This window comes from Streptomyces sp. NPDC096012 (assembly GCF_040426375.1).
Taxonomy (GTDB): Bacteria; Actinomycetota; Actinomycetes; order Streptomycetales; family Streptomycetaceae; genus Streptomyces.
The window spans coordinates 1-1,513 of the sequence record NZ_JBEOTD010000100.1 but is presented as its reverse complement, the minus strand read 5'-3'; the positions used below and the strand labels follow the sequence as shown (position 1 = coordinate 1,513).

The following is a 1,513-nucleotide window of genomic DNA, read 5'->3' as shown; positions in this document are numbered from 1 at the left end:
CTAGACGAATAAGTCCGATGTCAGAGGCTCAGGAGCGGTTGCTCAGGCTGGCGGCCACGGCGGTCAGTCGGTCCATTGCGTGAGCCACACCGAGCCCGTCCATGTAATCGCGGACATGCACGATCTGGCTGTTCCGGACCCGGATCACGAGGAGGCCGGGGAAGTCGAAGGACTGGCCGGTCGTGGTGACGGTCCCGGAGACGATCTGCTCGACGACGATCACCTCCGGGTCGATGTTCTCATGCACGACGACTTCGCGGATCTCCTGCGGCTGCGCCGGGCTTGCACCCCATGCCGCTCGATAGCCCGAGCGGACCTCTTCGCGTCCCTGGTAGCGCTCAGGCATGCCGGGGAAGAGGAAAGGAAACTCGTGCACGGCATCGACCGCGTACAGATCAGCAAGGTCGTCCGCGGACTTGTCGAGCATCGCCTGCTGGTAGCGGGCCAAGACCTCACGAGGGCCGAGGTTGGCGGAGGTTGTGTCCGGCATGGCTGTTGGGCTCCGTTCAGTCAACGTGTGGACGACGTTCGAGCGCTCGGCCAGAACTTCAGGATTTTCGGCCTGCTGACCGGACGAGGGCCTCCAAGATCCGGTTGTGACGCCCGACTTGGAGACCCTCTTGACCGCACTCTATGTGAAGATCGACGACGAGATCGGAGGAACGCGATGGATGGGACGCCCGCCACTTCTCAGCGACTCCGAACTCGTCTGCCTGGCGGTGGCCCAGGCACTGCTCGGCTACCGCTCTGAGGCACGGTGGCTGCGCTTCGCCCATAAGCGCCTGTCCGGCCTGTTCCCCTATCTGCCCCAGCAATCCGGGTACAACAAGCGCCTACGGGCGGCTCTGCCCCTGGTCAAGCGCATGATCCGGGAGCTGGCCATGGACAGCGACTTCTGGACGGACACGGTGTGGATCACCGATTCCACCCCGGTGCCGTGCGGTATGTCCCGCCCGACCGTCCAGCGCTCGAACCTGGCGGGCTGGGCCGGCTACGGCTATTGCGCCTCCCACTCCCGGTTCTTCTGGGGCCTGCGCCTGTACCTGGTCTGCACGCCGACCGGCATGCCGATCCTGTGGGCGCTGGCCAACCCGAAGATCGGTGAGCGCGAGGTCCTGGCCGCGATACTCGAAGTCGATGCCGAACTGATCGCCCAGCGCGAGGGCATCCTGCTCATCTCGGACAAGGGCTTCGCCTCGAAGGTGTTCGAGAAGGACCTCGCCGAGCTCGGCGTCGAGCTGCTGCGACCGTCGTTCAAGCGGGAGAAGAAGCGCTACGGCGAGCCGATTCTCAAGAAGGTCCGCCAGCTGATCGAGTCGGTCAACGACACCCTCAAAGGGCAGCTCGACCTGGAACAACACGGCGGGCGGACCTTCGAGGGCGTCGCCATCCGGGTCGCCCAGCGCGTCCTCGCGTTGGCCGCCGGTATCTGGCACAACAACAAGATCGGCGCACCAGTCACCCGCTCTCTGATCGCGTATGACCACTGATCACATCGGACTCACTCGTCTAG

At 64.7% G+C, this 1,513-nt stretch carries 2 protein-coding genes; one reads left to right on the top strand and one right to left on the bottom strand.

All coding sequences use genetic code 11. The annotated features are described in order from the left end of the window. Nucleotides 1-28 precede the first annotated feature (28 nt). Nucleotides 29-490, bottom strand: coding sequence for a nuclear transport factor 2 family protein (locus ABVB68_RS36750; protein WP_353605568.1), 462 nt, complete (start codon nucleotides 488-490; stop codon nucleotides 29-31). A 106-nt stretch (nucleotides 491-596) separates the two neighbouring features. Here ABVB68_RS36750 and ABVB68_RS36745 point away from each other — a divergent pair, with 106 nt between their 5' ends. Next, nucleotides 597-1,490 carry an IS982 family transposase gene (locus ABVB68_RS36745; protein WP_353605567.1) on the top strand — a complete coding sequence of 298 codons (894 nt, stop codon included), beginning with the start codon at nucleotides 597-599 and terminating at the stop codon, nucleotides 1,488-1,490. Nucleotides 1,491-1,513: the final 23 nt, after the last annotated feature.

Coding starts and splice junctions, on each gene's coding strand:
- ABVB68_RS36750 (WP_353605568.1), bottom strand. CDS start 490: ATGCCGGACACAACCTCCGCCAACCTCGGCCCTCGTGAGGTCTTGGCC.